Consider the following 18,905-nt stretch of genomic DNA (forward strand, 5'->3'; position numbering starts at 1 on the left):
GCGACCAACTCCGCCAGCGATCGCAAGGCCCTGCAGGCCGAAGTGACCCAGCTGGTCAGCGAAATCGACCGCGTTGCCAAGCAGTCGGAGTTCAACGGCACCAAGCTGCTTGATGGTTCGTTCTCGAGCCAGCTGTTCCAGGTGGGTGCGAATTCCGGCCAAGCCATTGCAATCGACAAGGTAGTCGACGCCAAGGCGAATGCTTTGGGCGGAAGCGTTTTCGACAGCGCCACCCTGACGCTCACCGCCGGCACGGCAGGCGTGGCGGGCCAGGAAGTGACCATCAAGGGTCCCACGCTCACGGGCGGCGGCCTGCCGACCGCAGGCGTGGCAATCGGTGACATCACGTTCGTCAGCACTGGCGTTGCTGCAGATGACTTGGCAGCAGCCAACAAGGCAACCATCGCCGCAATCAACGGCAAGATCGGCGAGACGGGCATCTATGCTGAGCTCTTGCCGGCAGACGCCGCCGCGACTCCGGCCCGACCGACTGACTCGATCAAGCTCACCTCGGTGAAGGAGAGCGTGGACAGCGATGGCAAGTTCAGCGCGATCAAGGCAGCCGTAACGACTGGGGGTAACTTCACCACCAGCGCCATCGCCGGCACCGCAACTGCGCCTGCTGCTAAGCAGCTCAGCGATGTCAACATCAGTGACGTCGACAGTGCTCAGCAGGCCATCACAATCGTTGATAAGGCTCTTGGTTCCATCAACAGCACCCGTGCAGACCTCGGCGCCATCCAGAACCGCTTCACCTCGGTGGTGGCCAACCTGCAGACCTCGACCGAAAACCTGTCCGCGTCGCGCAGCCGCATCAAGGACACGGATTTCGCCAAGGAAACCGCAGAGCTGACCCGCACCCAGATCCTGCAGCAGGCCGGTACGGCCATGCTGGCCCAGGCCAACCAGGTGCCGCAGAACGTGCTCAGCCTGCTGCGCTGATCCACGGCTGCATCGTCCCGCCGCCGGCTCCGGCCGGCGGCGCGGGCAACACGAGGCATCGCAAAGCATGCGCAGGAACGGGCCATGGCCATGGACCGGACTCTCTCTCCCGGTCGCCACATCGTCGTGGCCATGGCCCGCCCCTGCGGCAGAACTGTTATCAGCGCTGTTTGTTTGACTGAACACCCCGGGTGGCTTCGTCTCCCCCCGCTTTTCAGTAGCCTGACCCCTCCTCTGCATTGGAGGAGGGTTTTTTACAGACCACCTATCAGAGGCGCGGACCGCCGCCCCTGCCCCAGGGCTCCTGCAACCGGCGTGCCAAACCCGCCCTTGCCCTGGCTGGCACAACTCCTGCATCAACGTGGTTCTAAAGACCCGGCGGCTACGGCCGCTACTTTCGTTGATGGCATCGCCCTGCGACTTCACGGCAGCGGCTACAAACAGGAGATACAACGTGGCGGACTTCGGTTACGGCGGCATCGGTTCAGGACTGGATATTTCCGGCATGGTCAGCAGCCTGGTGGCGGCCGATCGCAAGCCGGCGGACAACGCACTGAACCTGCAGCAGTCCAAGGCCAAGATGCAGCTCTCGGCAATCGGCACGGTCAAATCCGCGTTCGACACGCTGAATACGGCACTGAAGGCACTGAAGGCCAATACGGCGTTCGACGCACGCACGTTCACGGCCAGCAAAGCCGGTACCGACGAGATCTTGACGGTCAGCGGCACCAACTCCGCTGCGGCTGGCACGCACCTGATCAATGTGGAAAAGCTTGCTACCGCACACAAGCTGATTTCGGACACCGCGATACCGAAGACAGACACCTTCGGCGCCGGAACCCTGACGCTCACCGTAGGCGTCGGCGACAAGCAGAAGACGCTGGACATCAACGTCGAAGCCGACGACACGCTCAGCTCGATCCGGACGAAGATCGAGAAAGCCGGCCGCGCCTCGGGCGTACAGGCCACGCTCATCGCGTCGGGCGATAACCAGATTCTGTCCCTCTCGCAGGAGAAGTCGGGCGCCGCCAACGCCATTACGCTGACTGCCTCACCAGGCAACACCAAGCTGGCCGACCTCGCTGCCAGCCTGAAGGAGCGTACACCGGCCGCAGACGCCAAGCTGACCATCGACGGCGTGGCCATCACCAGCAGCGAAAACACCGTCACTGACGTGGTGCCCGGCCTCACCCTGAACCTGAAAAAGGAAGGCGAAAGCACCGTCACCATCACCACCGACGTTGCCGCGGCACGCAAGGTGATGCAGGACTTCGTCACGGCGTACAACGGCGCGATCGCGGCAATCAACACCGCGACCAAGTACGACATCGAGAACAAGGAGCCCTCCTCGCTGACCGGCGATGCGCAGATGCGCGGCGCCTCCAGCCAGCTGCGCAGCATGATGGGCGGCATTCTCAAGGACCTCTCGGCCGCCGGCCTGGATCCCAAGAAGATCGGTCTGCAGACCCGTGCCTATCCCAACGCTGATGGCAGCCTGGTGCTGGATACCGCCAAGTTCGACGCGGCCCTGGTCAATCAGGGCGGCGCCGTGCGTGAGGCGTTCACCGGCGATGACGGTGCGGCGGCGAAGTTGTTTGCGATGGTGGATGGCTACGTCAGCACCACCGTCGGCAAGGAAGGCGCGTTCGTTTCGCGCACCAAGAGCATCAACACCACGCTGACCGATATCGACAAGCGCCGCAAGGCGCTGGATGTCCGCATGGAAGGCGTGTCCGAACGTTACAAAAAGCAGTTCCTCGCGCTCGATGCCCTGATGAGCAAGATGAGCCAGACCATGAGCAGCCTCACCTCGCAGCTCTCCCAGCTCAGCGGCTGATGCATGCCGGCCGCGGACTCAAGTTGAACCGGTCCGCGGCCGATATCACTGGCAGGACACCCCGCAGGCTCCACCCGGTGCCGACGATGTCGCGAACCTCGCGGCCCCGCATGAAGGAGACATGATTGATGTACGGTTCCAACCGTCAATTCACCGAGCAGTACCGCAAGGTCGGCGTGCAGAGTTCGGTTACCGATGCCGACCCGCACAAGCTGGTCGCGTTGCTGCTGGCCGGTGCCTGCGAACGCCTTCGGCTTGCCCTGGCCTGCATGGAACGCGGCGACCAGGCACGCAAAGGCAAGGCGATCGGCGAGGTCTGCGCGATCGTCGGCCACCTCAATGGCTCGCTGGACCATGAGGCCGGCGGCGAGATCGCCGGCAACCTGTCCTCGCTGTATGACTACGTGATGCAACGGTTGACCGAAGCCAATCTGCACAACGATCCGGCCGCATTGTCCGAAGCCCTTGAACTGCTGGGCGAGATCGATGCGGCCTGGAATGCCATCCCGCAGCAGCAGCGCCAGACCGCGCAGGTCGCCCCGTGACCTCGCTTGGCGCGCTGAACGCCCGTCTGGATGCGCTGGAAACCGCGCTGCACGCCGAGAACTTCGACGAAGCGGGCCTGCAGCTGGATGCGCTCGACGCGGCCCAGCGTGACTACCTGGCCGGCCCCTCTGCCGGCTTCGATGTTCCTGGTCTGTCCTCGCTGCAGGCACGCCAGCAGCGCATCATGCTGTTCATGATGCGGCAGCGCGAAGAGGCCAGCCGGCACATCCACAACGGCCACCAGTCCCTTCGCGCCGCGCAGGCGTACCTGACCGCAGAATCCCTGTCATGACCGAGCTTCGCACCAGCGCCATCCATCACCCGGCCGAAAGCGAGCTGTTCGATGAGACGCTGAGCTGCGAACTGGCGCTGCCGGCCGAATTCCGCATCGGCAGCGCGGTGATCCGCCCCGGCACCGCCGAAACCCTGCTGCGCAGTGTGGCGCTGGTTGAAGACGCCCGCGGCGACGACGGCCATGACGACCGCAGCGATGCCACGCTGCAGGTGCAGCGGCTGGAGGCCAAGCTGGATCTGGTCATGGTGCTGCTGGGCCGGCTGGTGCGGCAAAGCAGCCAGGACCTGCCGCTGCGCCCCCTGCGCTGGTCGCGCCGTGGCATCCGCCTGGAACAGGGCGCGCGCAGTGGCGCCGCACCAGGCAGCATGGGCGTGATCCGCCTGCAGCCCTGCGACTGGCTGCCCGACCACATCGACCTGCCCGTGGTGATCGTGGCCGAAGCCGCCAATGGCGCCGGCGCGCATTACCTGTGGCTGCGTTTTGAAGGGCTCAGCGATGCGCTGGAGATGGCCCTGGAGCGGCATCTGTTCCGCCTGCACCGCCGCCAGATCGCCGAAGCACGACGATTGCGCTGACCGTACGCTCGCGACTGTGACGCATTCGGCTTGGCGGTGGGCCTTCACTCCGTTAAGGTGACGGCCTCCCCGCTCCCCTAGCAGCCTGTGCGCGTTCTCATCGTCGATGATCACACCCTGGTCCGTGCCGGCCTCAGCCGCCTGCTGCAGGGCTTTGCCGACGTCGAGGTCATCGCCGAGGCCAGCAACGCCGAACAGGCGCTGCAACTGAGCGTGCAGCATTCCCCGGACGTCGTCCTGATGGACCTGTCCCTGCCGGGCCGCACCGGCCTGGAAGCCCTGAGCGACATCCTGCTGCGTACGCCCGGCTCGCGCGTGGTGATGATGACCATGCACGACGACGCGGTGCACGTGCGTGATGCGCTGGACCGGGGCGCGGTCGGTTTCGTGGTCAAGGATGCCGCCCCGCAGGAGCTCGAACTGGCGCTGCGCGCCGCGCATGCCGGCCAGGTGTTCCTGAGCCCGCAGATCTCGGCCAAGATGCTTGCCCCGATGCTGGGCAGGGAAAAGCCGGTGGGCGTGGCAGCCCTCTCGCCGCGCCAGCGCGAGATCCTGCGCCAGATCGGCAAGGGCGAGAGCAACAAGGAAATCGCCGCGGACCTGGGCATCAGCGTCAAGACGGTGGAGACCCATCGCGCCCGCATGATGGAGTCGCTGGGCTGCCGCCGTGCCAATGATCTGGTGCTGCTCGCCGCCCGTCACCAGCACGAGCTGGAGTGATCTGCGCCGGTTCTCCGGCACACAGGCCTTGCCCGCCGCGCATGGCGACGGATTTTTGAAGCCCGACCCGACCGGCGGCACGGAAGGACAAGGTCTCGCCCCCGGACACCCGTCAAAATACCGCGCCGATGTAGGGGTTCCCCCTACACACTGTCAGGGATTTGACGACCCGACTCAGGAACCCCCTGATTCCCGGCGTACGGGAAGAGAAGCAAGATGTGTTCCATAACGCACCGGGGAGTCGGTGCGAACGGGACATCACTTTGAAAGCCTCCATGTCGACCCAGATGGGTCAGCAGCTTCACCTCACCCCGCAACTGCTGCAGTCGATCCGGCTGCTCCAGCTCGACGGCATGCAGCTGGAGCTGGAAATCCGCCGCGCGCTTGAGACCAACCCGCTGCTCGAGATTGAAGAAGCCCCGGAGCCGGCGGCCGCCGAGACTGCCGAAGCCACCACCACCCAGGACGTGGCCGCCTTCGACGAACTGCCCGAAAGCACTATGTGGGATGTGGCCGGTGCCGGTTGGCAGGACGGTGACGATGACCGCATGCAGCGCGTGGCGGCCGGGGAATCCTCCGATCCGCAGCTGCGTGCCCTGCAGCGCCTGGCGATGGAGCTGGATGACCGCGAACTGACCGTGGCCGGTTTCTGGCTGGAGCACTGCGACGACGCCGGCTATCTGGATGCCCCGCTTGCCCAGCTGACCCTGCTCGCCAGTGCGCGCTGCGATGTGGACGCTGCCGGTGTGGAAGCGGTCCGCCAGCAGATCCTGCACGGCGATCCAATCGGCCTGGCCGCGCAGGACCTGTACGAATGCCTGAGCGTGCAGCTGCGCGCCCTGCCCGGCCGCGTGCCGGCCCGCCACCTCGCCCAGCGTGTGCTCGACGACGGCCTGACCGCGCTGGCCGCACACGATTACCCGGCCCTGGCCCAGCAGCTGGACGCCGAGGTCGCCGACATCCATGAGGCCGTCCGGCTGATCCTGTCGCTGCAGCCGCGCCCGGGCGAGAGCCTGTTGCCGGACAGCAATGGCGTGGTGATTCCGGACGTGGTCGCCTGGCATGCCGATGGCCAGTGGCGCGTCGCGCTGAATCCGGCCACCAGCCGCCGCCTCAGCATCAACCCGCAGTACGAACAGGCCCTGGCCGAGACCAGCGAAGCTGCACAGCCACTGCGCGACATGCTGCAGGAAGCGCGCTGGCTGACCCGCGGCCTGTCGATGCGTTACGACACGCTGCTGCGCACGGCCCGCGTGATCATCGAACGCCAGGCCGGCTTCCTGACCCGTGGCGAAGAAGCCATGGCGCCGCTCACCCTGAAGGAAGTGGCCGACGAGATCGGCATGCACGAGTCCACCGTTTCGCGCATCACCACCGGCAAGTACCTGCAGACCCCGCGCGGCACGCTGGAGCTGAAGCACTTCTTCGCGGTGCGCCTGGAAGGTGCCAGCGTCTCCGGCCAGGCCGTCAAGGCCATGGTGCGCCGTCTCATCGAATCCGAACCGGCGGCGCGCCCGCTCGCCGATGAAGCCATCGCCGGCCTGCTTTCGCGCCAAGGGGTGAACATCGCCCGCCGTACCGTTGCAAAATACCGCGAACAACTGGACATCGCCCCGGCGCGCGAACGCCGCCGCAGCCATGCCAGCACCCCGCACCTCCTGGCCCGGGTGGGCTGAAGGAAATGGAAGACATGAACAAGCTCACCGTCCTGCTGGTCGACGACCACGAGGGTTTCATCAACGCCGCCATGCGCCACTTCCGCAAGGTCGATTGGCTCGATGTGATCGGCAGCGCCGCCAATGGCCTGGAAGCGATCGAACGCTCCGAGTCGCTGCGCCCGAAGGTGGTGCTGATGGATCTGGCCATGCCGGAGATGGGCGGCCTGCAGGCGACCCGCCTGATCAAATCCCAGGATGACGCGCCGTACATCGTCATCGCCAGCCACTTCGATGACGCCGAACACCGCGAGCATGCCCTGCGCGCCGGGGCCGACAACTTCGTCAGCAAGCTGTCCTACATCCAGGAAGTGATGCCGATCCTGGAAGGCCTGAAGGGGAACGGATCATGAGCGAATCACGCATCCTGGTACTGGACAACGACGCCGTCCGCGCCGAGCGCACCGTCGCCCTGCTGGAGTTCATGGATTTCAACCCGCGCTGGGTGGCCGATGCCAACGATTTCGACATCACCCGCCACCGCCCGAACGACTGGATGGCCGCGATCATCGGTGGGCTGGACACTTCCGAGCGCAGCGACGCGCTGTTTGCCTGGCTGGGCAAGGGTGCCCTGCCCCCGCCGGTGATGCTGATCGACGGCGACACCACTGCCTTCGCCCAGCAGTTCGGCCTGCACGAGGCCAATGTGTGGCCATTGGAAGCGCCGCTGCGCCACGCGCAGATGGAAGGCCTGCTGCGCCGTGCCAGCCTCAAGCGCCTGGATGCCGAGCACCAGGCCGGCGCCGTGCAGGACCAGGGGCCAACCGGCGATGGCGCGGCCGTCACCCAGCTGCGCCGGATGATCGAACAGGTCGCCGCGTTCGACACCACCGTGCTGGTGCTGGGCGAATCGGGCACCGGCAAAGAAGTGGTCTCGCGCTCGATCCACCAGCGCTCGCCGCGCCGCGACGGCCCGTTCGTGGCGATCAACTGCGGCGCCATTCCGGCCGACCTGCTGGAAAGCGAATTGTTCGGTCACGAAAAGGGCGCCTTCACCGGCGCACTGAGCGCCCGCAAGGGTCGTTTCGAAATGGCCGAGGGCGGCACCCTGCTGCTGGATGAAATCGGCGACATGAGCCTGCCGATGCAGGTCAAGCTGCTGCGCGTGCTGCAGGAGCGCAGCTTCGAGCGCGTCGGTGGCAACCAGACCATCCGTTGCAACGTGCGCGTGATCGCCGCCACCCACCGCGATCTCGAATCGCGCATCGCCGACGGAAAGTTCCGCGAGGATCTGTTCTATCGCCTCAACGTGTTCCCGATCGATGTGCCGGCCCTGCGCGAGCGCAGCGAAGACCTGCCTGCACTGGTCACCACCATCGCCGGCCAGCTGGCCCGTACCGGGCGTGGCGAAGTGCGGTTCACCGGCGAAGCGCTGCAGGCCCTGGCCGCCTACGAGTGGCCCGGCAACGTGCGCGAGCTGACCAACCTGGTCGAGCGCCTCGCCGTGCTGCACCCCAGTGGCAACGTGCGCGTGCAGGACCTGCCGGCCCGCTACCGCGGTGACTTCGCTGCCGCCGCGCCGGTGGCCGTCGCTGCGCCAGCCGCCGTGGCCGACGAACGCCTCGACCTGCGCAGCTTCTCCTTCCACACTCCGGGCGCCCAGAGCACCCCGGCCCTGGACAGCGGCATCGGCCCCGTCAGCCGCGCGCCGGCCCTGCCCGACGATGGCCTGGACCTGCGCAACCACATGGCCAACATCGAGTTGAACCTGATCAACGAAGCGCTGGAACGCACCCAGGGCGTCGTCGCCCACGCCGCCCAGCTGCTCGGCCTGCGCCGCACCACCCTGGTGGAAAAGCTGCGCAAGTACGGCATCGAACGCGACCAGACCGAACTGGCTGGCTGAGCCGATCAACACATGGAAACCAGACGCCCGGGCATGTCCCGGGCTTTTTTGTGGTTCTGCTCGCACGTATCGCGCAACCTCCGCCGGTTTTCCGGCGTCGACTCTCCGGCACGCCAGCGCGTCACACCGCCGCTCGGCCGCTCCCCGGCGCCTCACGAACATCACGGCCGCGCCTGCAGGCGCCGCTGAATACGCAAACCCGCGCCACCCCTACAAAACTGAACCACCCATCCGTTTCGGCACAGCACTTGCAACGTATTCCCGTGTAACCCACCCCTGCTTCGGAACGTTCCAGATGTCGCACTCCGTCACCTCGATCCTTTCTCAGATCCGCACCTTCCAGACCCAGATGGGCCAGCCCACCGTCAGCCCGCTGACGGAGGTGCCGCGCAGCAATGCCATCCAGGGCCTGGTATCCCCCCAGGAGATCCAGGGCCCCAGCTTCACCGAAACCCTGCGGGGCGCCATCGCCGGCGTCAACGATGCGCAACAGAAATCCGGCGCCCTGGCCAAGTCCTTCGAACTGGGTGAACCCGGTGCGGACCTGGCCAAGGTCATGGTCGCCTCGCAGCAGTCCCAGATCGCCTTCCGCGCCACCGTGGAAGTCCGTAACCGTCTCGTCCAGGCTTATCAGGACGTGATGAACATGCCGCTGTAAGGATAGAAACGCATGGCCCTGTCGCTCTCCAAAGAATCGCTGAACACCGAAAAGGCTGGGCAGTGGTTCGACCGGCTGCAAAGCCTGCAGATCACCCGTCGGCTCGGCCTGATGGCGATGATCGCCGTGGCCGTGGCGGCAGGGCTGTTCGTGTTCTTCTGGTCGCAGAAGCCGGGCATGGTGCCCCTGTACACCGGTCTGGACCAGAAGGCCACGGCCGAGGCCACCGACCTGCTGCGCGCGGCACAGATTCCCTTCCAGCTGGATCCCGCCACCGGCGGCATCACCGTGCCGGAAAAGAACCTGCACGATGCCCGCCTGAAGCTGGCCGGCTCCGGCCTGACCGACAGCGGCCGCCTGGGCTTTGAACTGATGGAGCGTGACCCCGGCTTCGGCGTCAGCCAGTTCATGGAAAACGCCCGCTACCAGCACTCGCTGGAAACCGAGCTTTCCCGCACCATCAACACGCTGCGCCCGGTCCGCGATTCGCGCGTGCATCTGGCCATTCCCAAGCCCAGCGCCTTCACCCGCCAGCGTGACGTGGCCAGCGCCTCGGTGGTGCTGGAGCTGCGCGGTGGCCAGCAGCTTGAACGCGGCCAGATCGATGCGATCGTGCACATGGTCGCGGCCAGCATTCCGGACCTGGCGCCCGAGCGCGTCACCGTGGTCGACCAGAGCGGGCGCATGCTCAGCGTCTCCGACCCGAACAGCGAAGCGGCCATGAACGCCGCGCAGTTCGAGCAGGTGCGCCGCCAGGAAACCTCGTTCAACCAGCGCATCCGCGAGCTGCTCGAGCCGATGACCGGTCCCGGCCGCGTCAACCCGGAAGTCAGCGTGGACATGGACTTCTCGGTGATGGAAGAAGCCCGTGAGCTCTACAACGGCGAGCCGCAGAAGCTGCGCAGCGAGCAGATGAGCGAAAACAGCAGCAACGTGCCCGGTCCGCAGGGCGTGCCCGGCGCGGCCAGCAATACCCCGCCCGGCCCGGCCGCCGCGCCGGCCACGGCGCAGGCGCCGACGGAATCCTCCAAGAACGCGACCCGCAACTACGAGCTGGACCGCACCCTGCAGCACACCCGCCAGCCAGCCGGCCGCATCAAGCGCGTCTCGGTGGCGGTACTGGTGGACAACGTGCCGCGCGCCGGTGCCAACGGCAAGATGGCCGACCAGGCCCTCTCGGCGGCCGAGCTGACCCGCATCGAAGCGCTGGTCAAGCAGGCGGTCGGCTTCGATGCCGAGCGTGGCGACACGGTCTCGGTCATGAATGCCCCGTTCGTGCGCGAAGTCACCCCGGTCGAAGGGCCGAAGTGGTGGGAGCTGCCGCAGGTGCAGGACGCATTGCGCCTGCTGCTCGGCGCGATCGTGGTGCTGGCCCTGGTGTTCGGTGTGCTGCGCCCGGCGCTGCGCTCGATCACCGGCCAGACCAAGTCCAACGATGACGAGCTGGAACCCCATAGTGCCGATGTGCAGCTGGTCGACGATGGCGAAGGGCTGCCGGCGATCGGCAGCGAGCGCCTGCACGCGGCCGGACATGAACCGCTGGCGCTGCCGGTGGACTCTTACGAGGAACGACTGCGCATGGCGCGTGAAGCTGTAAAGACCGATTCCAAGCGCGTGGCCCAGGTGGTCAAGGGCTGGGTGGCCAATGATTGATGCACCTCCCCCGCTGACCGGCGTTCAGCGCGCCGCCGTCCTGCTGCTTTCGCTGGGTGAACTGGACGCGGCCGAAGTGCTGCGCCACATGGAGCCCAAGGAAGTCCAGAAGATCGGCATCGCCATGGCGACCATGACCGACATCACCCGCGAGCAGGTCGAGCGGGTCATGGACCAGTTCGGCAGCGAGCTGGGCTCCAAGACCTCGCTGGGCGTGGGCTCGGACGACTACATCCGCAACATGCTGGTGCAGGCGCTGGGCACCGAAAAAGCCGGCAGCCTGATCGACCGCATCCTGCTGGGGCGCAACACCACCGGCCTGGACGCGCTGAAGTGGATGGATCCGCGTGCCGTGGCTGACCTGGTGCGCAACGAGCACCCGCAGATCATCGCCATCGTGATGGCCCACCTGGAAACCGACCAGGCCGCCGACGCGCTCAAGCTGCTGCCCGAACGCACCCGCGTGGACGTGCTGCTGCGTATCGCCACGCTGGATGGCATTCCGCCGAACGCGCTCAATGAGCTCAACGAGATCATGGAGCGCCAGTTCGCCGGCAACCAGAACCTGAAGTCATCCAACGTGGGCGGCGTGCAGTGTGCGGCCAACATCCTGAACTTCATGGACAGCGGCCAGGACCAGGCAATCCTCGGTGAGATCGCCCGCATCGATGCCCCGCTGAGCGGCCGCATCCAGGACCTGATGTTCGTGTTCGACGATCTGGTGGACCTGGACGACCGCGAACTGCAGCTGGTGCTGCGCGAAGTCAGCGGCGAGCGCCTCGGCCTGGCCCTGCGCGGCGCCGACATCAAGGTGCGCGACAAGATCACCCGCAACATGTCCCAGCGTGCCGCTGAAATCCTGCTCGAAGACATGGAGGCCCGCGGCCCGGTGCGCCTGTCCGATGTGGAAGTGGCGCAGCGCGAGATCCTGGCGATCGTCAAGCGGATGGCCGATGAAGGCACCGTCACCATTGGCGGCAACGCGGAGGCCATGCTGTGAACAACGCCGTGCGCTGGCTTGCCCCGGACCTGCTGGCGGTGCCCGAGCCGCCGCCGGAACAGCAGTTCGAACTCACCGAACCGGATCCGGACCACGAGCCGGAACCGCTGCTGCAGCTGCCGACCCTGGAAGAAATCCAGGCGATCCAGGACAACGCCGAGAAAGACGGCTTTGATCACGGTCACGCCGAAGGCCTGGCCCAGGGCCAAGCGGAAGTGCGCCGGCTGATCGCCCAGATCGAAGGCATCCTGGACAACTTCAGCCGGCCACTGGTGCGGCTGGAGAACGAGGTGGTCGCCGCACTGGGCGAGCTGGCGGTGCGGGTGGCCGGCAACCTGGTCGGGCGTGCCTACGAGGCCGAACCGGAACTGCTGGCGCAGCTGGTCAACGAGGCCCTGGATGCCGTCGGTGGCGCGAGCCGCGACGTGGAAGTCCGCCTGCATCCGGACGACATCGCTGCGCTGGCGCCGGTGCTCAACCTGGCCCCGAACCAGCGCCTGACGCCGGATCTGAGCCTGAGCCGCGGCGACCTGCGCGTGCATGCCGAGGCCGTGCGCATCGACGGCACGCTCGACGCTCGCCTGCGCGGCGCCCTGGATGCGGTCATCCGCAAAGCCGGAACCACCCCATGAACACCGAGACCCTGCCCCCGCCCGCCGATTGGACTGCCGCACGCAACCTGCGGCTGGCTTCGCGGCTGGACAACATCCGCCCCGATACCGCCCATGGCCGCGGCCTGATCCGCGAAGGCGTGCTGCGCCGTGCGGTCGGCCTGACGCTGGAAGCAGTCGGCTGTGAAGCGCCGATGGGCGCCAGCTGCAAGGTCGAAGTGGCCGACGGTGGCTGGGTCGATGCCGAAGTGGTCGGCTTCGCCGGCGAACGCACCTACCTGATGCCCAGCGCCGAACTGCACGGCCTGCTGCCCAATGCGCGGGTGGTGCCCTCGCTCGGCCGGGGCGGTGTGGAAGTGGGCGAAGGCCTGCTCGGGCGCGTGATCGACAGCGACGGCGTGCCGCTGGATGGCAAGGGCCCGATCCGCGCCGAAGGTACCGTCGGCATGGCCGGCGTCTCGATCAACCCGCTCGCACGCGAGCCGATCACCCAGCCGCTGGACGTGGGCGTGCGCGCGATCAACGCCCTGCTGCCGATCGGCCGTGGCCAACGTGTCGGCCTGTTCGCAGGCTCCGGTGTCGGTAAATCGACCCTGCTGGGCATGATGACCCGCTACACCGCCGCCGATGTCATCGTGGTCGGCCTGATCGGCGAGCGTGGCCGCGAAGTCCGCGATTTCGTGGAAAGCACGCTGGGCGAAGAAGGCCTGCGCCGCGCCGTGGTGGTGGCCAGCCCGGCCGACCGCCCGCCCTTGGCCCGCCTGCACGGTGCCTACCGCGCGACCGCGATCGCCGAGTGGTTCCGCGACCAGGGCTTGAACGTCCTGCTGCTGATGGATTCGCTGACCCGCTTCGCGCAGGCCCAGCGCGAAATCGGCCTGTCGGTCGGTGAGCCGCCGACCACGCGCGGCTATCCGCCGTCCGTGTTCGCCAAGCTGCCGGCCCTGGTCGAGCGCGCCGGCAACGGTGCCAAGGGCCGCGGCTCGATCACCGCGTTCTACACCGTGCTGACCGAAGGCGATGATCCGCAGGATCCGATCGCCGATGCCGCACGCGCGATTCTTGACGGCCACATCCTGCTCTCGCGCCGCGTCGCCGACAGCGGTCTGTACCCGGCCATCGACGTGGAATCCTCGGTCAGCCGCGTGGTCACGGAAATCGCCGACGAGCCGTGGCGGCTGCGCATCCGCAAGCTCAAGCGGCTGGTCTCGGCGTATTCGTCCAACCGCGACCTGATCGCGATCGGTGCGTATCAGCGCGGCAACGACCCGGCGACCGACGAGGCGCTGGAGCGCTGGTCGGACATTGTTGAATTCCTCGGCCAGGACGTCGGCAAAGCCGCCGACCTGCCGCACAGTCAGGCCGCCCTCAAGCGGCTGGTGGAACCAGAGAGTTAAGCCATGATCCAATCCAAGCGCTTCGACCCCTTGCTGAAACGAGCCCAGGACCACGAAGACGAGGTCGCCCGCGACCTGGCCGAGCGCCAGCGTGCGCTCGACACGCATGTGTCGCGCCTGGATGAGCTGCGCCGTTATGCCGAGGAGTACGCCGGTGCCCAGATGTCGGCCACCAGCCCGGCCCAGCTGATGAACCGCCGCGCCTTCCTGGATCGCCTGGACAGTGCGGTCGCCCAGCAGCGCCAGACCGTGGACAACAACCGCGAGAAGGTGGACGCCGAGCGCGCCCGCCTGTTGCTGGCCAGCCGTGACAAGCAGGTGCTGGAACAGCTCGCCGCCAGCTACCGCGCGCAGGAGAAGGTGGTCACCGACCGCCGCGACCAGCGCGAGATGGACGACCTCGGCGCCCGCCGCTCGCGCCAGGCGCAGCGCGAAGACAGCGAGAACGGAGGCACCCCGTGATGCCCCCCGCCCTGCTCGGCGGCGCCGCATCCGCACAGAATGCGGGCGGCACCTCGGCCAGCCCCCGCGCGGACAGCGCCAGCGGCACCGACCGTCGGGACTTTGACGCGCTGCTCAAGCCGGGCAATGAGGCACCGCGCAACGACACGCCGCGCAGGTCGGGCAGCAGCCGCGATGCGGCCAAGAGCACCACCACTACCACCACTCCGCCCGGCCAGGACAAGGACGCAGCGACGCGCCCGGCCACGCCCGGCGCCAAGAAGGCCGACGACAAGGTCGCCACCACCGATGCCACTGCCACAGCACCGGCCACGGCGGAGAAGCCGGCCGCCGAACCGGCCGACGACACCGAAGCCGCATGGCCACCGCTGGGGCTGGCCGGGCTGGCATTGAACGGTCTGCCGGTACCGGCGCCCCCGCCGGTCACGCCCGTCACACCCGTGGCGACCGGTGCCGCCGCGGGCGCCAATGCGGCCCTGCCGGCCTTGGCCACCGCAGCCCCGGACGCCAACACCACCACCCCGGCGCTGGCCGCCGCGCCATCCACCGACGGCAGCATCGCCCTGCCCGCCTTGGCCACCGACGCCGCGCCGGCCGACGATGCCCCGCTGCTCAAGACCTTCACGGACGCCTTGAACGCGGCCACCAACGACGGCCCCGATGCCCCTGCCAGCCCGCTGCTGCATGCGCTGCAGGGCATGACCGAGGCCAAGCCCACGGTGGCCAGCCTGTTCACCGGCTCGCCTACCGCCACCCCGCACCTGGGGGGTGAGGATTTCGACGATGCCGTCGGCGCGCGCGTCGGTTGGCTGGCGGACCAGAAGATCGGCCACGCCCACATCAAGATCACCCCGAACGACCTCGGTCCGATCGAGGTGCGCCTGCAGCTGGACGGCGACAAGGTCCATGCGACCTTCACCAGCGCCCACGCCGACGTGCGCCATGCACTGGAAAGCAGCCTGCCGCGCCTGCGCGACCTGCTTGGCGAGCAGGGCTTCCAGCTTGGCAATGCCGATGTAGGCCACGAGCAGAACGCGCCCGATGGCGGACGTGGCGATGGCCGCGGCGGAATGAACGGCGACGACGGAGAACCGGCGCTGGCCGACACCACGCTGTCGCCTTCGCAGTTGATCCGCCAGCGCGGCCTGGTCGACGCCTACGCGTGATCGCACGCGGCGGCGCGGGCCCAACCGCGCCGCCAGAAACCCGACACGCGTCATCTTCAGCATTCAGGCACGACCTTTGCATGTAGGCAGGAAGCAATCCTCTGGAGCTTCCCCTCGTGGCCGCAGCCGCCGATAAAACCAAGAAATCCGCCGACAAGGACAAGACCGCCAAGCCGCGCAGTCCGCTCCTGGTCACCGCCCTGGTCGCGGTGCTCGCCGCTGGCGCCGCCGGCGGCGGGGTCTGGTACTTCACCCAGTCCAAGCACGATGACAAGGCCGCCAAGCCGGCCGCCAGCAAATCCGCGGTGCCTGCCCCGGCCCAGTACTTCGGCCTTGAGCCACCGTTCGTGGTCAACCTCAACAGCAGCTTCGACGGCCCGCGCTACCTGCAGGTCGAAGTGCAGCTGATGAGCCGCGACCCGGCCGCGATGGAGGCGATCAAGCTGCATGCGCCGGCCATCCGCGCCAAGCTGCTGATGCTGTTCTCCCAGGTCGAGCCGAGCGACATCGCCGACCGCGCCGGCAAAGAGCGCCTGCAGGCCAGTTCGCTGGCTGAAGTGCAGAAGCTGCTCAAGGCCGAGACCGGCAAGCCCGGTGCCGACGAATTGCTGTTCACCAGTTTCGTGACCCAGTAAGGGCGACCATGAATGACCTGCTTTCCCAGGACGAGATCGATGCCCTGCTGCATGGCGTGGACTCCGGTGCGGTCGAGACCGACATCGATGCGCCCACGCCCGGCGAGGCGCGCTCGTACGATTTCGCCAGTCAGGACCGCATCATCCGCGGCCGCATGCCAACCCTGGAAATGGTCAACGAGCGCTTCGCGCGCCTGTGGCGCATCGGCCTGTTCAACCTGATCCGCCGCTCGGCCGAGCTCTCCGTGCGGGGCATCGAGCTGATCAAGTTCAACGACTACATGCACTCGCTGTACGTGCCGACCAACCTCAACCTGATCCGCTTCAAGCCGCTGCGCGGGACCGGGCTGATCGTGTTCGAGCCGACGCTGGTGTTCGCGATCGTGGACAACTTCTTCGGCGGTGATGGGCGCTACCCGACCCGCATCGAAGGCCGCGAGTTCACCGCCACCGAGATGCGCGTGATCCACCTGCTACTCAAGCAGACCTTCGCCGATCTGCAGGAAGCCTGGGCACCGGTGATGGATGTGGAGCTGGAGTACATCAACTCCGAGATCAATCCGCACTTCGCCAACATCGTGACGCCGCGCGAGTACGTAGTGGTGTGCCGCCTGCATGTCGAGCTTGACGGGGGTGGCGGCGACATCCACGTCACCCTGCCCTACTCGATGCTCGAACCGATCCGCGAGCTGCTTGATGCGGGCATCCAGAGCGACCGCAACGACCGCGACGCCAGCTGGGGCGTGATGCTGCGCGAGCAACTCAACATCGCCGAGGTCACGCTCTCCACCGTCCTGGCCACCAAGCGCATGAGCCTGCGCGACCTGACCAAGCTGAAGATCGGCGACGTGCTGCCCATCGAGCTGCCCAAGCAGGTGCCGGTGTGCGTGGAAAACGTGCCGGTGTTCACCGGCGAGTTCGGCGTCGCCAACGGCTTCAACGCGGTGAAGATCACCGCCACCCATCCCCCGGGCACCCGCCCACGCGTTCCCGTACTGCAGGAAGACCCGCAATGAACGATATCGAATCCAACGCGCCGGCACCGGCGCAGTTCACCCAGCTGCAGTCCGATGACACCACGGTCGGCGACGAGCTCAACCTGGATGTGATCCTGGATGTGCCAGTGACGCTGTCGCTGGAAGTGGGCCGCGCCCGCCTGCCGATCCGCAACCTGCTGCAGCTCAACCAGGGCTCGGTGGTGGAACTGGAGCGCGGTGCCGGCGAATCGCTGGACGTGTTCGTCAACGGCACCCTGATCGCCCATGGCGAGGTGGTGGTAATCAACGACCGCTTCGGCGTGCGCCTGACCGACGTGGTCAGCCCGAGCGAACGGATCCGGAGACTGCGTTGAGTGCCGGGCTGCTGATCGCGGCCGGCGCCTCGACCGTCAAGGTCGGCCAGCATGCCGCCACTGCACCGGGCATGTTCGGTGCGGTGCTGGCACTGCTCGGCGTGCTGGCGTTGATCATCGGGCTGGGCTGGCTGCTCAAGCGCATGCCCGGCAGCGGCTTCCGCCCGGCCGAAGGGCTGCGCGTGGTCGCCAGCCTGACCGTCGGCGCGAAAGAGCGCGTGGTGGTGGTCGAGGTCAATGGCACCCAGCTGCTGCTGGGTGTCACTGCCGGCGGCATCAACACGCTGCATCAGCTACCCGAACCCCTGCCGGCCCCGACGCCGGCACGCCTTCCCGATTTCAAACACCTCCCGAATTTCGCCCAGCTGCTGCAACAGCGGCTGCGCAAGGAACCCTGACCATGCGTGGCCCCCGTACTTCCTGGACCCGATACCTGCCGCTGTTGCTCATCGCCCTGCTGTGCGCGCTGCCGGCCCTGGCCTGGGCCGCACCCGGCGTACCGGGTGTGCCGGCGCTGCCGGATGTGAATGTCGGCAAGATCGGCGGGCAGCCGGTCAGCCTGCCGCTGCAGACGTTGCTGCTGATGACGGCGATCACCCTGATTCCGTCGATGCTGCTGGTGCTGACCGCGTTCACCCGCATCATCATCGTGCTGGGCCTGCTGCGCCAGGCGCTGGGCACCGGCCAGACCCCGTCCAACCAGGTGCTGCTCGGCCTGGCGCTGTTCCTCACCGCGATGGTGATGCTGCCGGTGTGGCAGAAGGCGTGGGGCAGCGGCATGGCGCCGTACCTCAACGGCGAGATCGATTTCCAGACCGCCTGGACCCTGACTACCCAGCCGCTGCGCGCCTTCATGCTGGCGCAGATCCGCGAGACCGATCTGATGACCTTTGCCGGCATGGCCGGCCACGGCACCTACGACAGCCCGGATGCCATCCCGTTCCCGATCCTGGTCGCCTCGTTCGTCACCAGCGAGCTCAAGACCGCCTTCGAAATCGGCTTCCTGATCTTCATTCCGTTCGTGATCATCGATCTGGTCGTGGCCAGCGTACTGATGTCGATGGGCATGATGATGCTCTCGCCGATGCTGGTCTCCGCCCCGTTCAAGATCCTGTTGTTCGTGCTGGTGGATGGCTGGGTTCTGGTGGTGGGCACGTTGGCCGCCAGCTTCAATGCGGTCTGACCGCCCCGCCCTGTTGATCGATACGGACCCGAGACTGACATGACGCCCGAACTTGCCCTGACCGAACTGCGTGGTGGCCTGATCACCGTGCTGTGGGTTGCCGGCCCGCTGCTGCTCACCGTGCTGATCGTCGGCGTGGTGGTTGGCGTGGTCCAGGCCGCGACCCAGCTCAACGAACCCACCATCGCCTTCGTCGCCAAGGCCGCGGCATTGACCGTGGTGCTGTTCGCCCTCGGCAGCCTGCTGATCGGCCACCTGGTCGAATACACCACGCTGCTGTTCCAGCGCATTCCGCATCTGATCGGCTGAGGCA

At 67.1% G+C, this 18,905-nt stretch carries 22 protein-coding genes; all 22 read left to right on the forward strand.

Annotation, left to right across the window (positions count from 1 at the left end; genetic code table 11):
* Positions 1 to 942: flagellin (locus AC1DIQ_RS18420; RefSeq protein ID WP_478050565.1), on the forward strand; the 942-nt coding region annotated here is incomplete at its 5' end.
* Between the two features lie 454 nt (positions 943 to 1,396).
* Positions 1,397 to 2,779: a flagellar filament capping protein FliD gene (fliD, locus tag AC1DIQ_RS18425; protein WP_121036753.1), complete on the forward strand. Its 1,383-nt coding sequence runs from the start codon at positions 1,397 to 1,399 to the stop codon at positions 2,777 to 2,779.
* Between the two features lie 128 nt (positions 2,780 to 2,907).
* On the forward strand, positions 2,908 to 3,324 hold the full coding sequence (gene fliS / locus AC1DIQ_RS18430; RefSeq protein WP_121036752.1) for a flagellar export chaperone FliS: 417 nt from the start codon (positions 2,908 to 2,910) through the stop codon (positions 3,322 to 3,324).
* Entirely contained in the window at positions 3,321 to 3,617 is a 297-nt protein-coding gene (locus AC1DIQ_RS18435) for a hypothetical protein (protein WP_121036751.1), read from the forward strand. The genes fliS and AC1DIQ_RS18435 overlap by 4 nt, the downstream gene beginning before the upstream one ends.
* On the forward strand, positions 3,614 to 4,195 hold the full coding sequence (locus AC1DIQ_RS18440) for a PilZ domain-containing protein (protein ID WP_478050566.1): 582 nt from the start codon (positions 3,614 to 3,616) through the stop codon (positions 4,193 to 4,195). The genes AC1DIQ_RS18435 and AC1DIQ_RS18440 overlap by 4 nt, the downstream gene beginning before the upstream one ends.
* A gap of 87 nt (positions 4,196 to 4,282) precedes the next feature.
* A complete protein-coding gene (locus tag AC1DIQ_RS18445; RefSeq protein ID WP_121036749.1) occupies positions 4,283 to 4,915 on the forward strand; it encodes a response regulator in 633 nt (210 codons plus the stop codon).
* Between the two features lie 263 nt (positions 4,916 to 5,178).
* The gene (gene rpoN, locus AC1DIQ_RS18450) at positions 5,179 to 6,591 is read left to right on the forward strand and encodes an RNA polymerase factor sigma-54 (protein ID WP_121036748.1); all 1,413 of its coding nucleotides are present in this window, start codon (positions 5,179 to 5,181) and stop codon (positions 6,589 to 6,591) included.
* Between the two features lie 14 nt (positions 6,592 to 6,605).
* Positions 6,606 to 6,983, forward strand: coding sequence for a response regulator (locus AC1DIQ_RS18455; protein ID WP_026070040.1), 378 nt, complete (start codon positions 6,606 to 6,608; stop codon positions 6,981 to 6,983).
* On the forward strand, positions 6,980 to 8,476 hold the full coding sequence (locus AC1DIQ_RS18460) for a sigma-54 dependent transcriptional regulator (RefSeq protein WP_121036747.1): 1,497 nt from the start codon (positions 6,980 to 6,982) through the stop codon (positions 8,474 to 8,476). The genes AC1DIQ_RS18455 and AC1DIQ_RS18460 overlap by 4 nt, the downstream gene beginning before the upstream one ends.
* Before the next feature lie 295 nt (positions 8,477 to 8,771).
* Complete coding sequence (gene fliE / locus AC1DIQ_RS18465) at positions 8,772 to 9,134, forward strand: flagellar hook-basal body complex protein FliE (RefSeq protein WP_121036746.1); 363 nt, start codon at positions 8,772 to 8,774, stop codon at positions 9,132 to 9,134.
* Positions 9,135 to 9,146: 12 nt separating this feature from the next.
* Complete coding sequence (gene fliF / locus AC1DIQ_RS18470; RefSeq protein WP_478050567.1) at positions 9,147 to 10,787, forward strand: flagellar basal-body MS-ring/collar protein FliF; 1,641 nt, start codon at positions 9,147 to 9,149, stop codon at positions 10,785 to 10,787.
* Positions 10,788 to 10,800: 13 nt separating this feature from the next.
* Positions 10,801 to 11,787: a flagellar motor switch protein FliG gene (fliG, locus tag AC1DIQ_RS18475; protein WP_026070041.1), complete on the forward strand. Its 987-nt coding sequence runs from the start codon at positions 10,801 to 10,803 to the stop codon at positions 11,785 to 11,787.
* Positions 11,784 to 12,419, forward strand: a complete 636-nt coding sequence (locus tag AC1DIQ_RS18480; protein ID WP_282259446.1) for a FliH/SctL family protein — start codon at positions 11,784 to 11,786, stop codon at positions 12,417 to 12,419. The genes fliG and AC1DIQ_RS18480 overlap by 4 nt, the downstream gene beginning before the upstream one ends.
* On the forward strand, positions 12,416 to 13,795 hold the full coding sequence (locus tag AC1DIQ_RS18485) for a FliI/YscN family ATPase (RefSeq protein WP_121036743.1): 1,380 nt from the start codon (positions 12,416 to 12,418) through the stop codon (positions 13,793 to 13,795). The genes AC1DIQ_RS18480 and AC1DIQ_RS18485 overlap by 4 nt, the downstream gene beginning before the upstream one ends.
* 3 nt (positions 13,796 to 13,798) lie before the next feature.
* The gene (gene fliJ, locus AC1DIQ_RS18490; RefSeq protein ID WP_179458999.1) at positions 13,799 to 14,257 is read left to right on the forward strand and encodes a flagellar export protein FliJ; all 459 of its coding nucleotides are present in this window, start codon (positions 13,799 to 13,801) and stop codon (positions 14,255 to 14,257) included.
* Complete coding sequence (locus AC1DIQ_RS18495; RefSeq protein WP_478050573.1) at positions 14,257 to 15,423, forward strand: flagellar hook-length control protein FliK; 1,167 nt, start codon at positions 14,257 to 14,259, stop codon at positions 15,421 to 15,423. Before fliJ ends, AC1DIQ_RS18495 begins: the two co-directional genes overlap by 1 nt.
* Before the next feature lie 116 nt (positions 15,424 to 15,539).
* Entirely contained in the window at positions 15,540 to 16,058 is a 519-nt protein-coding gene (locus tag AC1DIQ_RS18500; RefSeq protein WP_121036740.1) for a flagellar basal body-associated FliL family protein, read from the forward strand.
* Between the two features lie 8 nt (positions 16,059 to 16,066).
* Positions 16,067 to 17,074, forward strand: a complete 1,008-nt coding sequence (gene fliM / locus AC1DIQ_RS18505) for a flagellar motor switch protein FliM (RefSeq protein WP_121036739.1) — start codon at positions 16,067 to 16,069, stop codon at positions 17,072 to 17,074.
* Positions 17,071 to 17,409, forward strand: a complete 339-nt coding sequence (fliN, locus tag AC1DIQ_RS18510; RefSeq protein ID WP_121036738.1) for a flagellar motor switch protein FliN — start codon at positions 17,071 to 17,073, stop codon at positions 17,407 to 17,409. The genes fliM and fliN overlap by 4 nt, the downstream gene beginning before the upstream one ends.
* Entirely contained in the window at positions 17,406 to 17,807 is a 402-nt protein-coding gene (fliO, locus tag AC1DIQ_RS18515; RefSeq protein ID WP_461769785.1) for a flagellar biosynthetic protein FliO, read from the forward strand. Before fliN ends, fliO begins: the two co-directional genes overlap by 4 nt.
* A 2-nt stretch (positions 17,808 to 17,809) precedes the next feature.
* Entirely contained in the window at positions 17,810 to 18,592 is a 783-nt protein-coding gene (fliP, locus tag AC1DIQ_RS18520; protein ID WP_461769784.1) for a flagellar type III secretion system pore protein FliP, read from the forward strand.
* Between the two features lie 39 nt (positions 18,593 to 18,631).
* Positions 18,632 to 18,901: a flagellar biosynthetic protein FliQ gene (locus AC1DIQ_RS18525; RefSeq protein ID WP_019184809.1), complete on the forward strand. Its 270-nt coding sequence runs from the start codon at positions 18,632 to 18,634 to the stop codon at positions 18,899 to 18,901.
* The last annotated feature ends 4 nt before the right edge of the window (positions 18,902 to 18,905 follow it).

The organism is Stenotrophomonas sp. 05L413, assembly GCF_056397945.1.

Coding starts and splice junctions, on each gene's coding strand:
- fliS (WP_121036752.1), top strand. CDS start 2,908: ATGTACGGTTCCAACCGTCAATTCACCGAGCAGTACCGCAAGGTCGGC.
- AC1DIQ_RS18440 (WP_478050566.1), top strand. CDS start 3,614: ATGACCGAGCTTCGCACCAGCGCCATCCATCACCCGGCCGAAAGCGAG.
- AC1DIQ_RS18455 (WP_026070040.1), top strand. CDS start 6,606: ATGAACAAGCTCACCGTCCTGCTGGTCGACGACCACGAGGGTTTCATC.
- AC1DIQ_RS18460 (WP_121036747.1), top strand. CDS start 6,980: ATGAGCGAATCACGCATCCTGGTACTGGACAACGACGCCGTCCGCGCC.
- fliE (WP_121036746.1), top strand. CDS start 8,772: ATGTCGCACTCCGTCACCTCGATCCTTTCTCAGATCCGCACCTTCCAG.
- fliF (WP_478050567.1), top strand. CDS start 9,147: ATGGCCCTGTCGCTCTCCAAAGAATCGCTGAACACCGAAAAGGCTGGG.
- AC1DIQ_RS18485 (WP_121036743.1), top strand. CDS start 12,416: ATGAACACCGAGACCCTGCCCCCGCCCGCCGATTGGACTGCCGCACGC.
- fliJ (WP_179458999.1), top strand. CDS start 13,799: ATGATCCAATCCAAGCGCTTCGACCCCTTGCTGAAACGAGCCCAGGAC.
- AC1DIQ_RS18495 (WP_478050573.1), top strand. CDS start 14,257: ATGCCCCCCGCCCTGCTCGGCGGCGCCGCATCCGCACAGAATGCGGGC.
- fliM (WP_121036739.1), top strand. CDS start 16,067: ATGAATGACCTGCTTTCCCAGGACGAGATCGATGCCCTGCTGCATGGC.
- fliN (WP_121036738.1), top strand. CDS start 17,071: ATGAACGATATCGAATCCAACGCGCCGGCACCGGCGCAGTTCACCCAG.
- fliP (WP_461769784.1), top strand. CDS start 17,810: ATGCGTGGCCCCCGTACTTCCTGGACCCGATACCTGCCGCTGTTGCTC.
- AC1DIQ_RS18525 (WP_019184809.1), top strand. CDS start 18,632: ATGACGCCCGAACTTGCCCTGACCGAACTGCGTGGTGGCCTGATCACC.